Raw genomic sequence first — 22,690 nt, 5'->3', positions numbered from 1 at the left:
ACGAACTGTCAGAGGCGAACCCGCAGGTGCGCCTGCGGGTTGCCGCCGGATTCCACATCGGGAGAGATGCGTGGATCGCACAGCCCAGATTCGCCAGTTCCTGGCCGAGCACATCGCCGAGCCGGTGGCCGACGAGGACGACATCTTCGCCCTGGGGCTGGTGAACTCGATGTTCGTCGTCCAGCTCGTGGCGTTCCTCGAGGAGACCTTCGACCTCCAGATCGACGGTGAGGACCTCGTGTTCGAGAACTTCCGGTCGGTGAAGGACATCGACGCCCTCGTGCTCCGGCTGACCGGGCCGTGACCGTGACGCCACCCGCCCTGACGGCCCCGACCGTCCGCGTTCCGCTGTCCCGGCCACTGCCGGTGCGGCTCGAGGCCGAGTTGGGCAAGCGGATCCACTTCATCAGTCCGGACGTCCGGGACTTCGCGTTCGTGCGCGGCGACGAGGGGGTTGAGGCGCTGGAGCTGACGCTCGTCCCTGATCCCACGGACACCGTCGCGCACCTCACCGACAAGATCAACCGGGTGGTGGAGCGGGAGGTGCGGGTCCAGCGCAGCTGGCGGCCCAAGGTGCTGTGGACCTCCGCGCGACGCGGCGAACAGTGGCCGGATCCGCTGCCGGAGATGGTGCGGGCCGGCCTCGTGCACGCGCCCGGCCCCGGCACGATGACCTTCGGTGACCTGATGATCAGGCTGGTCGACCACCTGGACCGGCAGGTACGGGCCATCGCGCTGGGCATGCCGGACAGCACCGAGTACCGGTACCCGACGCTGCTCCCGTTGGAGGTGCTCGAACGGCAGAGCTACTTCGAGTCGTTCCCGCACTTCGTCATGTTCGTCACGCGCCTGCACAACGACGCGGACAACTACGAGACGTTCCTGCGCCGCTACCGCGAGGCCGGGCGGCGCATCACGCCGGAGATCTTCAGCCTGTGCCGGGACGACCGGTACTGCCTCCCGCCGACCATGTGCTACCACACCTTCAACCAGCTCGCCGGCACCTCGGTGGACCGGCGGGTGGTGACCTCGCGCGGCAAGAGCTTCCGGTTCGAGTCCCGCTACGAGTCGGGCCTGGACCGGCTCTGGGACTTCACCATCCGGGAGACGGTGTTCCTCGGCCCCGAGGAGTACGTCGTCGAGTCCCGGCGGCGGTTCCTGGAGGCGGCGTTCGCGCTGGTGGACCAGTTGGGGCTCGCCGCCCGCTGCGAGGTCGCCAACGACCACTTCTTCGGCGACGCCTCCAAGGACAGCGTGCTCTCGCAGCGGCTGATGGAACTCAAGTACGAGCTGGTGGCCGACGTCGCCGACGGGCGCAGCATCGCGGTGGGCTCGTTCAACCTGCACGGCAGCCACTTCGGCGAGGTGTTCGACATCACCCGGGCCGACGCGGGCGGCCCCGGGCACACCGGCTGCGTCGGCTTCGGCCTGGAACGCCTGGCGTACGCGTTCGTCACGCAGCACGGGCTCGAGCCGCGGAACTGGCCGGAGGCGGTCCGGGTGGGGGTGACGCAGTGAGTGTCGACGTGGACGGGTCGCGGGCCGACGTGCTGCGGCAGAGCCGGGACCTGCTGGACCGGGTGGTGACGCCGAACGCCGGGGCGTGGGACCGGGCGCAGGAGATGGACGAGAAGGTCGCCGGGCTGCTCGGTGCCCAGGGGCTGCTCGTGCCCTCGCTGCCGGAGCAGGCCGGTGGCCGGGGCTTCGACGCCGACCTGCTCGGGCGGTTCAACGAGCAGGCGGGTCGCGCGTGCGGCTCCGTCCGCAACCTGATCGGCGTGCAGGGCATGGTGGCGCACGCCCTGCACCGGTGGGCGAAACCGCCGGTGCGGGACCGCTGGGTGCCGCGGCTGGCCGCCGGTGACGTCTACGGGTCGTTCGCGCTCACCGAGCCGCACTCCGGCAGCGACGCCCGCGCGGCGGCCACGGTCGCCGAACGGCGGGGCGGATCCGTGGTGCTCAACGGGGAGAAGTCGTGGATCAGCTTCGCCGCCCGGGCCGGCGTCTTCCTGGTCTTCGCCCGGCTGGACGGGCACGTGGCGGCGATCGTGGTGGAACGCGACACCCCCGGGGTCCACGTCACGCCGCAGGCGGACCTGCTCGGCCTGCGCGCCTCCCACCTCGCGGCCGTCCGCTTCGACGACTGTGCGGTGCCGGCCGAGCACGTCGTCGCCCAGGGGCCGCTCGCCTTCGACGCGGTGGCGACCGCCGCGCTGGACCACGGCCGGTTCAGCACGGCCTGGGGCAGTGTCGGCCTGGCGGCGGCCTGCCTCGACGCCTCCCTCGACCGGGCGGTCACGCGTCGACAGTTCGGCACGCCCATCGGGGACCACCAGCTCGTCGCCCGGATGGTCACCCGGATGGTGTGCGCGGTCGACGCCGCCCGCATGCAGTGCGAGGCGGCGACCCGGGCGCGGAGTTCGGGGGACCGGGACGCGGTGCGCCGGACGTTGATCGCCAAGTACGTCGCGTCGGAGAACGCCTTCGCGGTGGCCTCGGACGCGGTGCAGGTGCACGGTGCCTACGGGTGCTCGGCGCAGAGCAGCGTCGAGCGGCACCTCCGGGACGCCAAGATCCAGTGCGTCATCGAGGGCACCTCGCAGATTCAGGAGACACAGATCAGCCAGCTGACACTGACGTCCTGGCGGGCCGCCCAGCGCCGATCGGAAGCCCCGGGGCCCTCGGACAACGGAAGGTGACAGTCATGACCACAGCAGTTCCCCCGCTGGTGAACGCCTGGAACGAGTGGGATCCGCTGGAGGAGATCATCGTCGGTCGCGCCGACGGGGCTGCCTTCGAGCCCGTGGAGCCCGGTTCCCGTCCCCAGCTGCGGGACGGTTCGGGTGGTCCCTTCCCCACCGGGCCGAAGCCCGACGACATGGTCAAGGGCGCGAACGAGGAACTCGACCACCTGGCCGAGGTGCTCAAGGGGTACGGCGTCACGGTCCGCCGTCCCGAGGCGTTCGACTACACCACCTCCGTGAAGGCGCCGACCTTCGAGGTGTCGAACCAGTACTGCGGGGTCTGCCCCCGGGACGTGCTGATCACCATCGGCAACGAGATCATCGAGGCCACCATGTCCCGCCGGGCACGGTTCTTCGAGTACCTGCCGTACCGGCCGCTCATCTACCACTACTGGAACAACGACCCGAAGATGGTGTGGACGGCGGCGCCGAAGCCGTCGATGGCCGACGACATGTACCGGCAGGAGTTCTGGGACTGGCCGCTGGAGAAGCGGCACGCCGAGATGCACAACTTCGAGTTCTGCGTCACCCAGGACGAGGTCGTCTTCGACGCCGCGGACATGAGCCGGTTCGGCCGGGACGTGATCGTCCAGGAGTCGATGACGACCAACCGGCAGGGCATCAACTGGCTCCGCCGGCACCTGGAGCCCAAGGGCCTGCGGGTGCACACCGTCCACTTCCCGCTGGACTTCTTCCCGTCGCACATCGACTGCACCTTCGTGCCGCTGCGGCCCGGCCTGATCCTGACCAACCCGGACCGCCCGCTGCGCGAGGGCGAGGAGCGGCTGTTCCTCGACAACGGCTGGGAGCTGCTGGACGCCCCCACGCCGAGCACCGACAACCACGAGATGCCGCTGTACTGCCAGTCGTCGAAGTGGTTGTCGATGAACGTGCTGAGCATCGCGCCGGACGTGGTGGTGTGCGAGGAGCAGGAGAAGCCCATGCACGACCTGCTGGAGGAACGCGGCTTCGAGGTGGTCAAGGTGCCGTTCCGCAAGGTCTACGAGTACGGCGGCTCGCTGCACTGCGCGACCTGGGACGTGCGGCGCACCGGCGGGGCCGAGGACTACTTCCCGAACCTGAAGGGGTGAGACCGTGTACATACTCGGTGTCAACAGCGTCTACCACGAGTCGTCCGCGGCGCTGCTGAAGGATGGCGTGCTGCTGGCCACCGCCGAGGAGGAGCGTTTCAACCGGGTCAAGCACGGCAAGCAGGCCCGCTCGGACAACCCGCACGAGCTGCCGATGCAGGCCATCGGTTACGTCCTCGGCCACGCCGGCATCACCCTGGCCGACGTCGACATGGCGACCTGCGCGGCCGACCTGGACGAGATGCGGCGGGTCCACGCCGAGGGGCTGCCCTCGGCGTGGAACGACGCCGGCGACCGGGCCCGGTTCCTGGCGAACGTGCCGAAGATCCCGCAGGTGCTGGCCGAGCACGGGTTCCGGGGCGACTTCCGCTGGGTGCCGCACCACACCGCGCACGCCGCCTCGACGTTCCTCGCCTCGCCGTACCGGGACGCGGCCGTCCTGGTGGTGGACGCGCTGGGCGACGACGCCTGGTCGACCCGGCTGTACCACGGGCGGGACCGGTCCCTGGAGTCGCTGCTCGACGTGCGGTACCCCGCCTCGCTGGGCTACCTGTGGGAGACCATCTCGGTGTTGCTCGGCTTCGGGGTGTACGACGCCGCGAAGGTTATGGGGCTGGCCGCGTACGGCGACCCCGCCGTGTTCCGGGCGGCCTTCGACCGGCTGGCCTGGCCGACGCCGGACGGCGGGTTCGACATGGACGCCGATGCGCTCCGCTTCGCCGAGATCATGTACTACCCGCCGAGCGCCTACCACGACCGGCTGGTCGAGCTGTTCGGGATCCCGCCGCGGCGGCCGGGCGACGACATCGAGCCGGTGCACGAGCACATCGCGGCGGCGCTCCAGGCCAAGACCAACGAGATCATGCTGCACCTCGCCGACAACCTGCGGCGACGCACCGGTTCGGCGAACCTCTGCCTGGCCGGCGGGGTGGCGCTCAACTGCGTGACCAACACCCTGCTGCTGGCCGAGTCCGGGTTCGAGAGCCTCTACGTGCAGCCGGCGGCCAACGACGCCGGTCTGGCGGTGGGTTCGGCGCTGTACGTGTGGAACGGCGAACTCGACCGGCCCCGGACGGCACCGATGACGCACGCGTACTGGGGACCGGAGTTCTCGGACGAGGAGATCCGGGCGGAGCTGGACCGGCGCGAGCTGTCCTACACGGTCCCCGACGACATCGACGCCACGGTGGCGCGGCTGGTCGCCGAGGGCCGGGTGGTCGGCTACTTCCAGGGACGGATGGAGCTGGGGCCGCGGGCGTTGGGCTGTCGCAGCATCGTGGCCGACCCGCGGGACCGCGCGATGCGCGAGATCCTCAACCAGAAGGTGAAGCACCGCGAGTACTTCCGGCCGCTCGCGCCGAGCGTGCTCGCGGAGGACGTCGCCGACTGGATGGAGGTGCCGGGGGACACCCTGGCGGCCGACATGATGCTGGTGACCTACCGGGCCAAGGAGGACAAGAAGCCGCTGATGGGGGCGGTGCTGCACGTCGACGACACCTGCCGGCTCCAGGCGGTGAGCGCGGCCACCAACCCCCGGTACCACCGGATGATCTCCGAGTTCAAGAGGATCACCGGGGTGCCGATGGTGCTCAACACGTCGTTCAACGACCAGGAGCCCATCATCTGCACGCCCGCGGACGCCATCGCCACGTTCGAGAAGACCCAGATCGACTATCTGGCTGCTGGTAGCTTTCTGGTCGCCAAGGTGTGAGGCCGACGAAGGTGACCTGATGTTCTCGCGTGAGCTTGTGATCAACAACGGGCGGAAGTTCGAGTTGCCGATCTTCCTCCCGGTCTACCAGCCACACCGGATGCAGGCCCTGCGGTCGGCGTGGTCGGAAGGACCGGAGATCGAGGGTTGCATCGTCAACTCGTACTTCCTCTACAAGCAGCGTGAACTGCGGCAACAGCTCGTCGAGGGCCCCGGACTGCACGACTACCTGGGCTTCGACGGGCTGGTCACCACCGACTCCGGGGCGTTCCAGGGCCTGACCCGGCAGCTCTACCTCAACAACGCCGACATCGTCCGGTTCCAGGACCGGATCGGCAGCGACATCGTCTCCCCGCTGGACCTCATCACCCCGCCCGGCGACAAGAAGGCCGTCGCCGAGGCGAAGCTCGTCTCGACCGAGAAGCGCATCGTCAAGGCGATGGGCCTCGTCGAACGCGGCATCCTGGTCGGGGTCCAGCAGGGGGGACGCTACGCCGACCTGCGCAAACGCAGCGTCGAGTTCCTGCGGGACCTGGGCGTGCGGTACCTCGCCCTCGGCTCGCTGGTGCCCTTCTTCAACCGCAACCACGACCTCCGGTTCGTCGGCCGGACCTCGGCGGAGGCGCGCGAGATCATCGGCCCGGACGTCCCGATGCACGTCTACGGCGCCGGTGACCCGGTGGAGCTGCCCTTCCTGGTCGCCTGCGGCGTGAACGTCTTCGACTCCGCCTCGTACGGGCACTACGCCCAGACCGGGTGGTACATGACCCCGTACGGCGCACTCCAGGACCTGGACAAGCTCGCGGCCGGCGAGTTCGTCTGCGCCTGCCCGGTCTGCCAGGGCGAACCGCCCCGGGTCATGCCCGACACCGAGCAGCTCATCGTGCACAACCTGTGGACGATCCTGGTCACGATCCAGACGATCCGGACGCACCTCGCCAGCGGCACCCTGCCCGGATACCTCGACGACGTGCTCAAACTGCACGACGAGTGGTTCCCCACCAGTGCCCTGCACAGCTCGTGGCGGGAGATCGACCTTGTCTGAGCAGGGCAGCCGGATCCTGGCGGACCTCGCCGCCGACCTCGCCGCCGACGTGGTCCGGCGGTACCGGATCGACGAGCAGCGGGCGGTCGAGGTGATCCTCGACGAGTGGCGTCGCAACCCGAAACTGCTGGCCGTGGTCGACTCCGCCGGCTCGGCGAAGGAGGCGCAGCGCACCCGGGTCTACAAGGACGCCGCCACCCTCACCAAGAAGACGATCTACCACCGGTTGCGGGCCTACCGGTCCGAGCCGGCCGCCTTCGACACCGCGCTCTGGACCCTGGTCGAGCTGCCCGCGGACGCCCCGGCCGGGCAGGTGGACGAGGCCGCGACGGCGATCGCCGCCGCCCACGTCAGCACGGCGGAACGGCTCGGCCACCGCGACGAGTTCCTCCGGGTGCTCGAAACGACCAACCCGCCCGACAGCCGGGTCGTCGTCGACGTCGGCGCGGGCGTGCTGCCCACCCTGCTCGGTGCCGACTGGCTCCGGCAGCGGGGCATCACCGAGTACTGGGCGCCCGACAAGGACGCCAGCGCGGTGGCCGCCGTCGAGGCGTACGCGGCGCGGGTGCCGGCGGGGCTCGTCCGGGCGGCACAGTGGAACGTCGCCGACGGCTGGGACGCGCTGCACCGGCGGGGGCTGCCGGCGACCTGCGACGTGGCCTGGCTGCTCAAGGTGGTGCCGGTCGTCCTCCGGCAGGAACCGCAGCTCGCCCCGGTGCTCGCCGCGGCCCCCGCGGACCGGCTCCTGATCAGCGGCTCACGGGTGGCGATGGCCAAGCGGCAGAACATCGAGGCGCGGGAACGGCGGGTGGTCCAGCGGTTCTGTGCCGACCACGGACTGCGCATCGTCGACGACCAGGCCACCGAGGACGAGTTCTTCCTGCTGGCCGAGCGCGGTTGACCCACCGCGCCCGGCCGGCAGGGATCAGTAGCGGTAGAAGCCCCGGCCCGCCTTGCGGCCCACCTCGCCGTCGGCGACCTTCTGTTCCAGCAGCCCGCAGGGCTCGTACCGGTCCTCGTGGGTGCTCTCCCGCAGGTGCCGCAGGGTGAGCACGACGGTGTCCAGGCCGATCAGGTCGGCGGTCTCCAGCGGACCCATGGTGTGCCCGAAACAGCGCTTGAACACCTGGTCCACGACCGTCGGCTCGACCCCCTCCTCCTGCACCAGCCGGGCCGCCTCGTTGAAGAAGACGTGCGAGATGCGGTTGCTGACGAAGCCCGGGAAATCGCCCACCACGATCGCCTGCTTGCCGAGGGAACGCACCAGCTCCTCGACGTACGCCAGGCAGTCGTCCGAGGTGTTCGCGCCGCGCATCACCTCGACCGCCTCGGTGGCGTAGGCGGGGTTCATGAAGTGGATACCGACGATCCACTCCGGCCGGGTCGTCTCGGCCGCCAGCCGCTGGATCGAGATGCTCGACGTGTTCACCCCGATGCCCACCCCCGGTGGCAGCGCCGCGTCGAGCCGGGCGTACAGGTCCCGCTTGACCGCCCAGTCCTCGGTGACGTTCTCCACCACGAACTCGCAGCCGGCCAGCTCACCGAGGTCGACGACGTACCGGGTGCGCTCGGCCAGCTCGGCGCGGGACAACCGGCGCAGGCCCGGCCGCAGCAGCGGCGCGAACCGGACCCCCTCGGCCACCTTCGCCGCCGCCTCGGCCAGGGTCCGCTCGTCGCGGTCCACGAAGACGACCTCGAAGCCGTGCAACAGGAAGTCGGCCCCGACGCTGGTGCCGATCGCGCCCGCCCCCACCACGCCGACGCGCCGCCGCGCCGCTGCCGAGTCGCCCATCACGCCTGGTCTTCCTTGTTGTCGTACGCGGTGGAGAACTGCTCGACGACCCAGGTGCCGAACTGCACCGGCTCGTAGCGTGGCGGGTCGTCCGCGCCGCAGCACTCCGGCACCGGAGCGATCACCGCGTCGAAGGCGGGCTCGAAGAAGAACGGCATCGAGTACCGGTGCCGCCCGCCCGGGAACCGCACCCGGTGCCAGGTGGCGGTGTAACGGTCGTTCGTCCAGCGCTGCATCATCAGGCCGATGTTCACCAGCAGCGTGCCCGGAATGTGCGGCGCGTTGACCCACTCGCCGTCCGGGTTACGGACCTCCAGGCCGTCCACGCCGTCCTGCTGGACGATCGCGAGGAACCCGTAGTCGACGTGGGCGCCCATGCCGAACTCCACGTCGTCGAGGCTGCGGTCCGGCTGGAACGGCGGATAGTGCGACAGCCGCAGGTCGCACAGCTCGTCACCGGCGTACTTCTGGAAGAACCCGGCGTCGAGGCCCAGGCTGAGCGCCATCCCGGCGGCGAGCTGCTCGCCGAGCCGGGTGAGCGCGCTCCACGCCTCCATCATCACCGGCCGGAACTCCGGCAGGGCCGCCGGCCACTGGTCCGGATCGTCGAGCGGGTGCCGGCCCTGGCGGGCCAGCTTCGCCGCCGCGATGGTCTCCGCGTCCCGACCGGACAGCGGCTGGAGGTCGAGACACTCGTGGTAGTCCCGCTTGGTGGCGGTCACCTCGGCGAGCATCGGGATGTAGCCCCGGAACTGGCTCGTCTGACCGAGCCGGAGCTTCATCTTCTCCTCGATCGGCAGGTCGAAGAAGGCCCGGGTCTGCGCCATCATCCGTTCGGACAGCCCGTCGGGCAGACCGTGGTTGCGCACGTACAGGAATCCGACGTCCCGACAGGCGTCGCCGATGCGGCGCACCGTCTCGTCGAGGGCCTCCGGGTCCGGATCCGGGACCACCAGGGCACCCACGTCGATCACCGGGACCTCGTGGAACGTCTGCTGCCTGCTCACTTCGTCACCTCCTGCTCGTCGGCGCCGCGGGGAAAGATCTCGTGCACCCGGGTCCACTCCCGCTCGCCGACCACGAACGGCTCGACGGCGTCGCCCCGCTCGCCGGGACGCAACCACGGATTGTCCGCCGCGACCGCGACCGCCGCGTCGGTGCCCTCCGCCGCGACCGCGTCCGCCGGGTCGATGGGACGCAGCACGCTGCCCAGCTCCGGGATGAAGAAGGAGATCACCGACACCCGGTCACCGCGCAGGTTGTCGGCGTGCACCCGGTGCCGGCAGGCCGGGTAGTAGCCACCGCTCCACAGCCCCATCAGCTCGCCGGTGAAGACGACGCACGCACCCGGCGGCGGCGACACCAGCAGCCACTCGCCGTCCTGGGTACGCACCTCCAGGCCGTCGGAGTCCTGGATGCTCACGGTGAGCATGCCGCTGTCGGTGTGCTCGCCGAGGCGGACGTCCTCCCCCCGGTACTCGTCGCTGTCCCGGTAGTAGATGAGCCGGGAGAACCAGTGCAGGTCCTCGCCGAAGGCCGAGTCGGGCTTACCGAGGACGTCGTGCTGCCCCATCGACCGGGCGAGCGCCTCGACGACGGTCCGGCCGACCTGCGACACCCACTCCGTGTAGCGGTCCACGGTCGGCCGGAACCCGGGCAGCCGCGCCGGGTCGGGCCACTGGTTCCCGCCGTACATGACGAACCAGTCCTGCGGCTCGGCGTCCGGCGGCGGGGTCGCCTCCCGGCCGAACTCCCAGGACTCCTTCAGGTCCTCGGTGCCGTTGGTCGACTCCTCACGCGGCGCGACGAAACCCCGGTAGTGCGGGGAGTGCCGGACGCTGATCGCCGACTTGACCTCGGGGGCGGCGTGGAAGAACCGGCGCGTCTCGACGAACAGCTCGTCGAAGGTCTCCGCGCCGATCCCGGGCCGCAGGTCGAGGTAGAACAGGCCGATCTGCCTCGTCGCCTGCCGTACCGCCGCGATGGCCGCCGGGTCGTGAGCGGCCAGCGCACCGATGTGCACGGTCGGAATCCTCATGACGTCACCTCCTTGATCTCGCGTAGCGAAGTGTGCGGACCGGCCACGACGGCCCGTACCGTCGCGACGAAACGGTCCGCCCAGTCGGCCACCTGCCCGGCGTCGTGCACGCTGGTGCGGTAGTCGACGGTCAACCGCAGGTGGTCCCCCGACTCGATCAGGTCGAGCCGGAGGTCGACCAGGGCGGCCCGGGCCGGCACCGGGCGGAACCGCGCGGACAGCCCCGGGAACCGGGGCGCGGCCACCGCGTGGTCGAGGTTGAAGACGGTCCGCAGCGGGAAGACCCCGTCGCCGCCCAACAGGTCGGCCACGTCGGCGAGCGGCACCTGGTGGGCGAGACCGGCGAGCATGGACTGCCGCAGGGCGCGGTGGTAGTCCTGGACCGTGCCGGCACCCTCCAGCCGGCTGCGGATCGGTAGCATCTCGGCGCAGTAGCCGACCACGGAGACGCCCCGTGGATAGTCGCGCCCCGCCACCGGAACCCCGATGACGAGGTCGTCGGTGTCGAACCGGTGGTGTGCCAGCAGCCCGTGCGCGGTGAGCAGGACCTGGAACGGCGTGCTGCCGAACTCCCGCGCCGCCTTGTGCACCGCCGCGGTCAGCTCGGCGTCGAGGACCCCGAAATGCCGGTCACCCGCATCCCGCTGCCCGGCCGGTGCGGTGTACGGGGGCACCCCGGCGAGGGCGGTCCGCCAGTACTCCCGGCCGCCCGCCACGTCCCGCAGCGCGAGCCGGGCCAGGTGGTCGGTGTACTGCACGGCCGGTTCGGTCAGGCCGGTGCCGGCGTACCCGGCGGCCAACTCGTCCAGCAGCACGGTCATCGAGATGCCGTCGGAGACCAGGTGGTGGGCGTACAACACCAGGTGCTGTTCCCGGTCACCCTGGCGGACCAGGTGGAACCGGGTCAGCGGCCCGGTGGCGAGGTCGAACGGCTCGGCGAGCCGCCGCTGCCACCACTGCTGGTAGGACAGCCCGGTCCCGTCGAGGTCGACGACCTCCAACTCCGGCGGCGCACCGCGCTCCGGCCGACCGTCGCGGAACACCACCCGCAGCGCCTCGTGCCGGTCCACGACGCCGGCGACCGCCCGCCGCAGCGCCGCCGCGTCGACCGGACCGGACAGCTCCACGTCCTCGGCCACCGTCCAGTCGGGATCCTGCGGTGCGGCGGCGGAGCGGGCCAGCAACGCCGCCTGGGCCGGGGCGACCCGGGGCGGGACCTCGTCGGTGACGAACCCGCCGTCCCGCATGGCCAGGACCGCCTCGGTGGCGGCGGTGACCACCCGCTCCACGTCCGCCCGGGTGTGCGCGGTCGACAGGAAGCAGGTCCGGCCCTCCCACAGGTAGATGCCGCGCAGCAGCAGGTGGAAGTGGAACACCTCCATCGCCAGCGGCTGGTAGGCGTAGCTGGCGTTGCCCTTCCAGGTGAACCGGAACAGCGAGCCGTAGTGCAGTACCCGGATCGGCGCACCCTCCCGGCGGAACATCGTGTTCAGCGTGGTGACCAGGTACTCGGTCTCCGCGTTCAACCGGTCCTGGAGGGCGCCACCCTGCTCGCGGAGGTGGTGCAGCATCGCCAGCGTCCCCGCCACGGTGGCCGGGTGGTTCTCGAAGGTGCTGCCGATGTAGGTGGTCTCCGGCACCGCCTGGCCGGGGCCGTCCTGCCAGCCGCCGCCGTCCACGGCGTCCAGGTACCGGGCCGCACCGGCGACCACGCCCACCGGGTGACCGCCGCCGATGCACTTGCCGTACGCGGCGATGTCGGCCTCCACGCCGAACCACTCCTGCGCGCCGCCCAGTTTGACCCGGAACCCGGTGATCACCTCGTCGAAGATCAGCGGGACGCCGGTCCGGGCGGTGATCTCGCGCAGCCGGCGCAGGAACGCGTCGGGTCGTACCCCCGGGTTCCGGCTCTGCACGGCCTCGACGAGCACGCCGCCCAGTTCGTGCGCGTGCTCCTCGATGATGGTCAGCGACCGTTCGCTGTCGTAGGGCAGGATCAGCGCGTCCGCGGCGGCCGACGGCGAGATGCCGGGTGCCATCGGCACCGAGACGAGCGGGTCGCCGTGCACGTCGGGCAGGGCCAGCACCCGGTCGTCCTGACCGTGGTACGAGCCGGCGAACATCACGAACCGGGACCGGCCGGTCGCCGCGGCGGCCACCCGCAACGCGCCCCGGACCGCGTCGGTGCCGCTGACCGTGAAGAAGGCCCGCTCCTTGCCGGTCAGCTCGCAGAACAGCCGGGCCACCTGGTCGGTGCCGTCGACCACCGGCCCGACCGAGATCCCCCGGGTGGCCTGCTCGGCGACGGCCTCGGCGACGAAGGCGGGGTCGTGCCCGCAGAGCAGCACCCCGAAGCCCATCGCGAGGTCGACGTAGTCGTTTCCGTCGATGTCGGTCAGGTGGGAGCCGGCGGCGCTGCCCGCGACGACCGGGTAGCAGGCCCGCCGGGTCTCCGGGCGGACCGTCCGCATCCGGGTGTCCACCCGGTACGCCCGGTGCGTCCGGGCCCGTTCGAGCGATCCGGCGGTCCGGGCGGTGAACGCGTCGAGCAACCCGTCGAGGTGGCGGCGTTGCCGGTCGGTGAGGTCGGTCAGGGCGGCCTTCGCCACGGTCGGCACCCCGTCGGCGACCGGCGACCCGGACGCCCCGGCCCGGGTCGGCGTCCGGTCGCCCGGCACCGGTGCCGGGCGGGTGGTCGACGAACCCGGCACCGGTGCCGTCCGGCTGGCCGACGAACCCGGGACCGGTGGCGTGCTGGTGGCCGGTGGACCCGGGACAGGTGCCGCGCCGAGCAGGTCGAGCTGCCGGTTCATCAGCGCGATCTGCGCCTGGACCAGCTCGCGCAGCCCGCCGTCCCCGTCCGGCTGTGCCTCCGGCCCGGCCGGCAGCGCCGGAACCGGCTGTCCGGCGGGCAGTGTCGACCCGGCGGGCAGCGCCGGAACGGCCGGTGCGACGGACGGTGCCACGGTGGGCGGACGGCCGTGCGCCCGGAGGTCACCGGCGAGGGCGGCGACGCTGTCCAGCCCCTCGAAGAGCTGGCCGACGTTGAGCCGCACGCCGTACCGGTCGTTGACGTCCTGGACCAGCCGGGCCATCACCAGGGAGTCGGCCCCCAGCTCCAGGAAGGAGGCGGTGGGTGACAGCAGGTCCGGCTCGGTCTCCAGGTACTCGGCGAGCTGCCCGGCGACGAACCGGGCCGGATCGTCCGCCGGTTCCGACCCGACGGCCACCGCCGCCGGTTCCGCCCCGGTCGCCGTCGCCGGTTCCGAGCTGGCGGTCAGCGCCGGTGCCGATCCGGCGTCCACCGTCGGTAGCGGCGTGGTCGTCGCCGGTCGCGGCGTCACGGTCGACACCGTCGACACCGGGTGGGCACCGGGTGCGGCGTCCGCCCGGGGGCGGACCGGTGCCGGCTCCACCCAGTGCCGGGTGTGCTGGAACGGGTATCCGGGCATGCTCACCGAGCCCCTCCCTGGTCCGTGCAGGCCGTGCCGGTCGAGGTCGACGCCGACGGTGTACAGCTCCACGGCGGCGGCGGCCAGCTGCTTGCCGTCGTCGACGTTCTGCACCAGCGACGGGGCCCACACGATCGGCGTACCGGTCCAGTTCTGCCGGCCGAGCAGCGTCAGCACCGGCGCCGCGCTCACGTCCAGGGCCACGTCGCAGCCGTGCTCGGCCAGCGACCGCACGCTGTCGGTGAACCTGACCGGCTCGCGGAGCTGCCGGCACCAGTAGTCGGCGTCGAGCCGGTGCACCACGGCACCGGTCACGTTCGAGATCAGCGGCACGGTGGGAGCCGCGTACGTCAGGCCGGCGGCGAACGCCCGGAACTCGTCGACGACCGCGTCGACCATCGGCGAGTGGGGCGCGTGCGGCACCGTCACCGGACGGTGTTGCAGTCCCCGCTCGCCGCAGGCGACCAGCGCGGCGGCCACCTCGTCGCGGGGACCGGCGATCAGTGTCTCCCGGGGGCCGTTCCAGGCGGCCACGGTGACCCCGGCGATGCCGGCGAGGGCCGCCTCGACCTCGGCGGCGGGGGCGAAGACGGCAGCGGTACGGCCCCGGCCACCGGTGGCGGAGTCGATGAGCCGCGCCCGGTGCGCCACCAGGGCCAACCCGTCGGTGAGCCCGAGCACCCCGGCCACCTGCGCCGCGGCGAACTCCCCGGTGGAGTGGCCCAGCACCACCGAGGGCCGGACCCCCCGCGACCGCCACACCCGGGCCAGCGCGCACTCCACCGCGTACACGGCGGGCTGCGCGTAGCGGGTCTCGTCCAGCCGGGCGTCCGGTTCGGCGGCGTAGAGCAGGTCGACCAGCCGGACCTCCCAGCCGGCGTGCTCGTCGAGCCACCGGTCGCAGGTCTCGATGGTGTCCCGGAAGACCGGGTCGTCGGCGTACAGTCCGCGGCCCATCCCCGGGTACTGCGATCCCTGCCCCCCGAACAGGAACGCGACCACCGGGCGGCGCTTCGCCTCCCGCTGCCGGACCCGGGCCTTGCGGCCGTCGAGGTGCCCGCCGAGCTGCTCGGCGGCGGCGACGCCACCGGTCGCGGAGAGCGCCAACCGGTGCTGGTCCCCGGCGTACGCGGCGGAGGCGGCGCAGACGTCGGCGAAGGCCTCCGGGGTCCGCGCGGCGGCCAGGACCGGCACCACCGCGCCCGCGAGCGTGTGCAACGCCTCCGGGGTACGGGCGGACAGGGTCAACACCCGGTGCCCGCCGCCCGGGGCCACCGGCGTCGCGCGCTGGGGTGCCCGGCCCACCACCACGTGGGCGTTGGTGCCGCTGAACCCGAAGGAACTCACCCCGGCCAGTTCGCCGACCAGGCCGGTGCGTTCGGTCGGCACGGTGACCGGCGTGGACTCCCAGTCGACGTGCGGGTTGAGCCGGCGGAGGTGGGTGGCGGGCGGGGCCTCCCCGTGCCGGAGCACCAGGATCGTCTTGATCAACCCGGCGATGCCCGCCGCCGCCTCCAGGTGCCCGATGGTGGCCTTGAGCGCGCCGACCGGCAACGGCCGCGACCGGTCGCCGAAGACGGCGGTGAGCGCGTCCGCCTCCACCGGATCCCCCAGGGCGGTGCCGGTGCCGTGCGTCTCGACGTAGGCGATCTCGTCCGGGGTCGCGCCCGCGTTCGCCAGCGCCGAACGGATCACCGACTGCTGGGCGAGCCCGCTGGGCGCGGTCAGGCCGTTGGTCCGGCCGTCCTGCTCCACCGCGCTGCCCCGGATCACCGCCAGGATCTCCTCGCCGTCGGCGAGCGCCTCGTCCAGCCGGCGCAGGACCACCACACCGCAGCCCTCACCCCGGCCGTAGCCGTCGGCGGCGGCGTCGAACGCCTTGCACACCCCGTCCGGGGCCAGCGCGCCACCGTCCATGAAGGCGGTGAACGTGTCCGGCAGCAGGAGCGCGTTGACCCCGCCGACCACCGCGAGGTCGGACTCGCCGGACCGCAGGCTGGACACCGCCAGGTGCACCGCGGTCAGCGACGACGAACACGCGGTGTCGACGGAGAGGTTCGGGCCACGTAACCCGAGGTGGTACGAGATCCGGCCCCCCGCCACGCTGCACGCGTTGCCGGTGACGCCGTACATCGCCGTGCTGCCCGCGCCCTGCCGCTCGGCCAACCGGGCGTACTCCGACTCGGCGATCCCGACGAACACCCCGGTCCGGGTGCCGGCCAGCGTCCTCGGATCCCGGCCGGACGATTCCAGCGCGTGCCAGCTGACCTCCAGCAGCAGGCGCTGCTGGGGATCCATCTGCCGGGCCTCACGGGGTGAGACGTTGAAGAAGTGGTGGTCGAAACCGTCCAGGTCCGGCAGGAAACCGCCGCGAGCCCGCCACGGCCGCCCCTGCGCGTCCACCGGCGGGGTGTCCCAGCGCCTGGCGGGCACCTCCCCGATCGCACTGCGGCCGTGCCGTACCAGCTCCCAGAACTGCTCGACGCCGGCGGCGCCCGGGAAGCGGCAGGCCATCCCCACGACGGCGACGGGCCGGTTCGCGGCGGCCTTCAGTTCGGCGACGGACGCGCGCAGGGTGCGGATCGTCTGTGCCGCCCGGCGCAGCCGGTCGAGGTCGTCGGAGTTCTCGGTCGACAACTCACTCCATCCCTTCGTCGAGATCCCCGAGTTCCTCGTCGAGGATGCGGCGCAGGTCCTCCGCGTCCGCCTCGTCGAGGTCCCGGCGGGGCGGCCGGTGCGCCTCCGGTGTCGCGGGCGCGGACGGCGGGGGTGCCAGCAGGGCCAGCAGGTGGCCGGCCATCTCCCCCAGTGAGGGGTGGTCGAAGACCGTCGACGCCGGCACCGACACCGACAGGTCCTGTTGGATCCGCTGGCGGAACTCGATGAGGACCAGCGAGTCCACCCCGACGTCGGCGAAGAGCGTCCGGTCGTCCAGCGCGACCCGGGCCGGCAGCCCGGTGAGCCGGCGGACCACACCCGCCAGGTAGTCCGTCATCGCCGCCGGGGTGCGCGGCCGGTCCACCGGCCCGGACTCGGCCGGCGCTCCGCCGGCCGGCGCGGCCCCGGCGGTCCGCCCGGCGACCGGGGTCGCGTCCCTGTTCGGATCGACCACGATGGTGGCGGGTGCCGCGGTGCCGGCGGTGAGCAGCCGGTGCAGCACGGTGGCCCCGGTGTCCGGGTCGATCTTGCGGACTCCGGCCAGGTCCGCGGCCATGCCCTCGCCGGCCCACGGACCCCAGGCGACCGAGAGCCCCGGCAGGCCGTCGGCCCGGCGGCGGGCGACCAGCCCGTCGAGGTACGCGTTCGCCGCGCCGTACGCCCCCTGCCCGCCGCGCTCCTCGACGGCGGTGACCGACGAGAAGACCACGAAGAACGCCGGTCGGTGTTCCCGGGCGACCCGGTCGAGCACGGCTCCGCCGTCCACCTTGGGGCGCAGGACCGTGGCGAACCGCTCGGCGGTCTGGCCGAGCAGCACACCGTCGTCGAGCGCACCGGCGGCGTGCACGATCCCGCCCAGCGTGCCGGTACGCGCGACGGCCCGCCGCACGTCCGCCTCCACCGCGACGTCGCCCCGGACGAACTCCACCTCGGCGCCCCGCCCGCGCAGGTCGTCGAGCACCTGGTCGGAAGGGGTGCCCCGGCCCATCAGGACGATCCGCCGCGTCCCCGCGTCGGCCAGCATCCGGGCCGCCCGCCGGCCCAGCGCGCCGGTGCCGCCGGTCACCAGCACCCCCGCCACCGCGGGATCCACCGGCGTCGGCGGCACCAGCACCAGCTTGCCGGTGTGCCGGGCCCGCTGCATGTACCGGTACGCCTCGGCGGCCCCGGTCATCGGGAAGGCGCGCAGCGGCAGCGGGGACAACTCGCCCGTGGCGAACCGGGGCATCAGCGCGGCGAACAGGCGGGCGACCAGGCCCGGATCCTGCTCGGCGACGTCCCCGAAGTCGAACCGGTGGTACCGCACGTCGGGGCGTACCCGACGGGCCTGGTCGGCGGTCCAGACCCCCACCCGGCCGAGTTCGACGAACCGGCCGCCGTCGGCCAGGGAGCGCATGCCGGCGGCGATGCTCTCCCCGTTGAGACTGTTGAGCACCACGTCCACGCCCCGCCCGCCGGTGAGTTCCAGGACGCGGTCGGCGAACCCGGTGCTCCGCGAGTCCAGCACGTGGTCGACACCGATCCGCCGCAGGACGTCGTGCTTCGGCGCGCTCGCCGTGCCGAACACCTCCGCGCCCCTGGCCCTGGCCAGCGCGACGGCGGCCTGCCCGACCCCGCCGGCCGCGGCGTGGATCAGCACCCGTTCCCCGGCGCGCAGCCCGGCCAGCTCGTGCAGGGCGTACTCCGCGGTGAGGAACGCCAGCGGCAGGGTCGCGCCCTCGGCGTGACCCATCCCGGCGGGCAGCGGCGCGGTGTGCTCCACCCGGACGGTGACGTGCGTGGCGAAGGCGTGTTCGGTGTACGCCACCACGTCGTCGCCGACGGCCCGGTCGGTGACCCCGGGCCCCACCGCCAGCACGACCCCGGCGCACTCGAAGCCGAGGGGTACCTCGTCGGCCCGGGTGATGCCCCGGTCGTCCGCGTAGTGCCCGGCGAGCATGCCGAGGGAGACGAGCACGTCGCGGAAGTTCAGTCCGGCCGCGCGGACCGCGATCTCCACCTCGCCGGGTCCGGGTGGCCGCCGCTCCAGCGGGACCGTCGTCAGGGCGTCCGGGCTGCCGTACCCGGTGAGGACGAGCCTCGTCGGCCCGGCCGGGCCGGGCGGGTCCGTCCCGGTGAACGCCTCCCGGTAGGCCTGGCCGGCGCGGACCACCAACCGGTCTGCGGAGTCCGGGTCGGCGATCCGGGCCGCCGCCTCGGCCAGGTCCGCCTCGTCGGCCACGTCGATCGCCCGGCAGCCCAGGTCGGGGTACTCGGCGGCGACGGTACGCGCGAAGGCCCAGACCGCGGTCTGCGACGGTGCCACCACGGTGGCGTCGACAGGCTGCCCGCCCCGGGTCAACAGTGTCAACCGGGGCGGCCGCCCGCGCTCGCCCAGCCGGCGCACCAGGCGCAGCAGGATACCCAGGAACCGGCTGGTCGCGTCGGCGTCGTCGCCCGTCGGCGCGGACGCGACCACGACGTGGGTGACCCCGTCGACCGTCCCCTCGTCGAGGTCGACGTCGAGGTCACGCCGGGGGCAGCCGAGCGCACCGGCCACCGCCGCCGCCCACGCGGTGTCGTCGGCGAGCAGCAGCGGACGCTCCGGCCGGGCGGGAGTGGCCGCCCCGACCGGCCGCCACTCCTGCCGGGCGAACCACCCACGGTCCGGGGTGTCCCGGTCGACGACCCGGTCCCGGAAGGCGTCGAGGACACCGACCGGCTCCCCGTCCGGGGCGAGGATCGTCAGGTGCCAGCCACCGTCGCCGGCCCGGCGGGCATGGACGTAGCGGGCCCGGTGCAGCGCCGGGCCGTCGAGGGTGAGCCGGCCCAGTGCGAACGGCAGCCGGGCCACCGTGTCCGTCGCGGACCGCGTCGCCTCGGTGAGCTGGAAACAGGCGTCGAGGAGCCCCGGATGCACGCTCTCGGGGTGTGCTCCCGGCGGGTGCGGCTGCGGGGTCAGCTCGGCGAACGCCTCGTCGGCACCGACCCGCACCGCGGTGAGCCACCGGAACGCCGGCCCGAGGTCGACACCGCCCGAGGCGAGCCGCCGGTACAGGGCGGCCGGGTCGACGTCCCGGTCCAGCCGGGACCGGAGTTCGGCCGGATCGTGCCGTTCCCCCAGGGCCGGCGCGTCGGACACCCGTGCCTGCCCGACGGCATGGGTCACCACGCCGTCGCCGGTGACCGTCTCCAGCATGCACTCCCGCCGGTCCGGGGGTCCGTGCAGCCGCACCCGGACCCGTGCGGAACCCCCAGCCGGTACGGCGAGCGGGGCGGGGAAGACCAGGTCGACGAGGTCGACGTGCCGACCCCCGGCCCCGGCGCGGGCCGCGTCCAGGACGACCGCCAGGTGGAACGCGGCGGGTGCCACCACCTCGCCGTGGATCCGGTGCTCCGCCAGCGCCGAGGTCGCCGGGGTGAGCCGGGCCTGGGCCACCAGCGAGCCGTCCCCGGTGTCCTCGACGAGATCGGTGAACACCCCGTGCCGGGCGTCGGCGGCCGGCGGCGGCTCGGGCAGCCAGTACCGTTCCCGCTCGAACGGGTAGGTGGGCGCGGCGACGCGTACCGTGTCGTGGTCGTCCTCGAACGCCCGCCAGTCGACGTCGACCCCGTGCTCGTAGCACTCCGCCAGCCCGGCGGCCAGGGTCGACCACTCCTGCCCGGGTCGGATGCTCGGCACGAACCGCACACCCTCCCGGTCGGCCAGGCAGTCCCGGGCGAAGCCCAGCAGCACCGGCTTCGGGCCGATCTCGACCAGGAGGTCGGCCCCCGCGTCGGCGGCGTGCCGGATGCCGTCGGCGAACCGCACCGGGCTCACCAGGTGGTCGGCCCAGTACCCGGGGCGGGTCAGCAGCTCCGGGTCGGCGACGCCGGGCACGTTGGCGACGATCGGCACCGTCGGCCGGTGCAGCGGCACCTCCGCGACGACCTCGGCGAACGCGGCGGCGGCCGGTGCCATCAGCGGCGAGTGGAAGGCGTTCGACACCGCCAGGCGACGCACCCGCACCCCGTCGGCCCGCAGTCGCGCCTCCGCCTGCCCGATCTGGTCCGCCGGCCCGGAGAGCACCGTCTCGTGGGGACTGTTCACCGCGGCCACGGCCGTCCGGTCGAGGTCGCCGACGGCGTCGGCGGCGGTCTTCTCGTCGGCGGCGACGGCCGTCATCACCCCGGCCCCCGGCCCGCCCGCCATCAGCCGGCCCCGGGTGACGACCAGGCGCAACGCGTCGGGCACCGCGACCGTGCCGGCCACGCAGGCGGCGGTCAGCTCGCCGACGCTGTGCCCGACGAGGACCGCCGGGGTGACCCCCCACGACTGCCACAGCCGGGCCAGGCCGAGGCCGAGCACGAAGAGGGCGGGCTGGGTCCAGGTGGTGTCCGACAGGTCCGCGTCGGCGCCGTCGAACATCACGGTACGGATGTCGGTGCCGGTCAGCTCCCGGATCACCGGCACGCACTCGTCCACCGCCGCCCGGAACACCGGCGCGGTGTCGTACAACTGCGCGCCCATGCCCACCCACTGCGCCCCCTGACCGGTGAACAGGAAGGCGACCGTCGGTTTCCGGGCCGGGGTGGCCGGGGCGGTGGACCGGCGCTCCGCCAACCGCTCGACGAGTTCGGCACCCGTCCCGCCGGTGACCGCCGCCCGTACCGGCAGGTGCGCCCGGCCGGTGGCGGCGGTGAGGCACAGCGCCGTGACGTCGACGCCGTCGCGCAGGGCGTCGGCGTACCGGTCGAGCAGGACCCCGAGGGCGGCCGGGGTACGCGCCGACACCGGCAGCACCCGGACCGGACGCCGGGGGGCGGCGGTCGCCTCCCGGGGCGGGGGCGGACCGAGCACCAGGTGCGCGTTGGTGCCGCTCATCCCGAACGAGCTGACCCCAGCGCAGCGCCGGTCCGCCGGCCAGGGCTGGTTGCGCGACGGCACCGAGAACGGCGACGACGCCCAGTCGACGTGCGGGTTCGGCGGCTCGGCGTGCAGGCTGCGCGGGACGACGCCGTGCGCGATGGCCAGTACCGTCTTGATCACCGAAGCCGCGCCGGCCGCGCCCTCGGTGTGCCCGATGTTCGACTTCACCGAGCCGAGCCAGACCGGTCCGGTGACGGCGCCGAAGACCGAGGCGAGCGCGTCGACCTCGATGGGGTCGCCGAGCAGGGTGCCGGTGCCGTGGGCCTCCACGTAGCCGATCTCGTGCGGGCCGACACCCGCCCGGCGCAGCGCGGTGTCGATCAGCGCCGCCTGGGCGGCCCCGTTCGGCGCGGTCAGCCCGCTGGCCGGGCCGTCGTGGTTGACCGCGCTGCCCCGGACCACGGCGAGGACCGGATCCCGGTCGGCCAGGGCGTCGGCCAGCCGCTTGAGCACGACCATCCCGCAGCCCTCGCTGCGCCCGAACCCGTCGGCCGCGGCGGAGAAGGTCTTGCACCGCCCGTCGGGCGACAGCGCGCCCGTCCGGGCGAGGGCCAGCGTGGTCTCCGGCGCGAGCCGCAGGTGCACCCCACCGGCGAGCGCCACGTCGCACTCGCCGGCCCGTAGCGCCCCGATCGCCTGGTGCATGGCGACCAGCGCGCTGGAGCACCCGGTGTCGACCGCCAGGTTGGGGCCGTGCAGACCCAGCACGTGCGAGATCCGGCCGGAGGCGAAGCAGGCGCCCGTGCCGGTGGCGTCGTACGGGTCGACCACGCCGCTGCGTCCGGTGAGCCGGTCGACCAGCTTCGCGTAGTCGTTCTCGGCGTACCCGACGTAGACCCCCGTCCGGGAGCCGCGCAGCAGCTGCGGCGACTGCCCGGCGTGCTCCAACGCCTCCCAGCTGACCTCGAGCAGCATCCTGGCCTGCGGGTCGGTGCGGGTGGCCTCGCGGGGCGACATGCCGAAGAAGGCGGCGTCGAACCTGTCGACGTCGGCCACGAAGCCGCCCCGCCGGCTGTACATCTTGCCCGGCGCGGTCCGGTCCGGGTCGTAGTAGCGGTCGACGTCCCACCGGTCGGCGGGGATGTCGCCGATGGCGTCCACCCCGTCCACGAGCAGCCGCCAGTACGCGTCGAGGTCCGGTGCTCCCGGGAAGCGGCACGCCATCCCCACCACGGCGACCGGCTGCTCCGCCCGCTCCAGGCGGCGTTCGAGCGAGTCGATGACCGCGACCGACCGTCGTAGCGCCTCACGCAGCTCAGCCTCGTTCACGT

Annotated in this window: 12 protein-coding genes; 7 read left to right on the top strand and 5 right to left on the bottom strand. The window is 73.2% G+C overall.

The window, feature by feature from the left end; genetic code table 11:
• Positions 1 to 70: 70 nt before the first annotated feature.
• From O7612_RS00415 to O7612_RS00385, 7 genes are read left to right on the top strand one after another with little or no spacing between them, the layout of a single operon-like run.
• On the top strand, positions 71 to 304 hold the full coding sequence (locus O7612_RS00415; RefSeq protein ID WP_282269410.1) for a phosphopantetheine-binding protein: 234 nt from the start codon (positions 71 to 73) through the stop codon (positions 302 to 304).
• Positions 301 to 1,518 (top strand): hypothetical protein, encoded by a 1,218-nt coding sequence (locus O7612_RS00410; RefSeq protein WP_282269408.1) that lies wholly within the window; start codon positions 301 to 303, stop codon positions 1,516 to 1,518. The genes O7612_RS00415 and O7612_RS00410 overlap by 4 nt, the downstream gene beginning before the upstream one ends.
• Positions 1,515 to 2,699: an acyl-CoA dehydrogenase family protein gene (locus O7612_RS00405; RefSeq protein ID WP_282269406.1), complete on the top strand. Its 1,185-nt coding sequence runs from the start codon at positions 1,515 to 1,517 to the stop codon at positions 2,697 to 2,699. Before O7612_RS00410 ends, O7612_RS00405 begins: the two co-directional genes overlap by 4 nt.
• A 5-nt stretch (positions 2,700 to 2,704) precedes the next feature.
• Positions 2,705 to 3,835 (top strand): arginine deiminase family protein, encoded by a 1,131-nt coding sequence (locus O7612_RS00400; RefSeq protein ID WP_282269404.1) that lies wholly within the window; start codon positions 2,705 to 2,707, stop codon positions 3,833 to 3,835.
• A gap of 4 nt (positions 3,836 to 3,839) precedes the next feature.
• Complete coding sequence (locus O7612_RS00395; protein ID WP_282269402.1) at positions 3,840 to 5,546, top strand: carbamoyltransferase C-terminal domain-containing protein; 1,707 nt, start codon at positions 3,840 to 3,842, stop codon at positions 5,544 to 5,546.
• A gap of 19 nt (positions 5,547 to 5,565) precedes the next feature.
• Positions 5,566 to 6,591, top strand: coding sequence for a tRNA-guanine transglycosylase (locus O7612_RS00390; protein ID WP_282269400.1), 1,026 nt, complete (start codon positions 5,566 to 5,568; stop codon positions 6,589 to 6,591).
• Positions 6,584 to 7,492, top strand: coding sequence for a hypothetical protein (locus tag O7612_RS00385; protein ID WP_282269399.1), 909 nt, complete (start codon positions 6,584 to 6,586; stop codon positions 7,490 to 7,492). Before O7612_RS00390 ends, O7612_RS00385 begins: the two co-directional genes overlap by 8 nt.
• Before the next feature lie 24 nt (positions 7,493 to 7,516).
• Here the strand turns inward: O7612_RS00385 and O7612_RS00380 are convergent, their stop codons facing one another.
• The 5 genes from O7612_RS00380 to O7612_RS00360 are packed head-to-tail and all read right to left on the bottom strand — an operon-like array spanning position 7,517 to position 22,688.
• Positions 7,517 to 8,383 carry a 3-hydroxyacyl-CoA dehydrogenase family protein gene (locus O7612_RS00380; protein ID WP_282269397.1) on the bottom strand — a complete coding sequence of 289 codons (867 nt, stop codon included), beginning with the start codon at positions 8,381 to 8,383 and terminating at the stop codon, positions 7,517 to 7,519.
• Entirely contained in the window at positions 8,383 to 9,390 is a 1,008-nt protein-coding gene (locus tag O7612_RS00375; protein WP_282269394.1) for a 2-oxoglutarate and iron-dependent oxygenase domain-containing protein, read from the bottom strand. Before O7612_RS00375 ends, O7612_RS00380 begins: the two co-directional genes overlap by 1 nt.
• A complete protein-coding gene (locus tag O7612_RS00370; protein WP_282269392.1) occupies positions 9,387 to 10,421 on the bottom strand; it encodes a 2-oxoglutarate and iron-dependent oxygenase domain-containing protein in 1,035 nt (344 codons plus the stop codon). The genes O7612_RS00375 and O7612_RS00370 overlap by 4 nt, the downstream gene beginning before the upstream one ends.
• Entirely contained in the window at positions 10,418 to 16,510 is a 6,093-nt protein-coding gene (locus tag O7612_RS00365; RefSeq protein WP_282269390.1) for a type I polyketide synthase, read from the bottom strand. The genes O7612_RS00370 and O7612_RS00365 overlap by 4 nt, the downstream gene beginning before the upstream one ends.
• A 1-nt stretch (position 16,511) precedes the next feature.
• Positions 16,512 to 22,688, bottom strand: coding sequence for a type I polyketide synthase (locus O7612_RS00360; protein WP_282269388.1), 6,177 nt, complete (start codon positions 22,686 to 22,688; stop codon positions 16,512 to 16,514).
• Positions 22,689 to 22,690: the final 2 nt, after the last annotated feature.

Source organism: Micromonospora sp. WMMD987 (assembly GCF_029581435.1).
Lineage (GTDB): Bacteria > Actinomycetota > Actinomycetes > Mycobacteriales > Micromonosporaceae > Micromonospora > Micromonospora rifamycinica.
The sequence above is the reverse complement of the archived record's forward strand: the minus strand, read 5'-3'. Positions and strand labels throughout refer to the sequence as shown.